This is a genomic window from Candidatus Nanopusillus massiliensis (assembly GCF_920984865.1).
Genome location: NZ_OV100765.1, coordinates 606114 through 606347 on the forward strand (window position 1 = coordinate 606114; position 234 = coordinate 606347).

1 protein-coding gene (cut by a window edge) is annotated in these 234 nt (G+C 18.8%); it reads left to right on the plus strand.

The features are described from left to right. Positions 1-85 precede the first annotated feature (85 nt). Positions 86-234, plus strand: the 5' portion of a protein-coding gene (locus LUA84_RS03875; protein WP_231434521.1) for a DUF460 domain-containing protein. 82 nt of this gene lie beyond the right edge of the window; only the first 149 of its 231 coding nucleotides appear in the window; it begins with the start codon at positions 86-88; its stop codon lies beyond the right edge, outside the window.

The following is a 234-nucleotide window of genomic DNA, read 5'->3' on the forward strand; positions in this document are numbered from 1 at the left end:
AATCATTTGGCATTTATTAATAATATATTAGTAAGATTTAAAAGAAATATAGATTTTTAAGGAAAAAATTAAAATAAATATAATAATGTTAAAATCCCTAATTGTTGGGATAGACCCANNTACAAATTTAGGATTNNNTGTTATAGATGATAATGGAAATATTATTGATAAATTAAGTGGAAAAAATATACAAAACGAGGATATAATCAAATATATAAGTGATTTAAAATATGT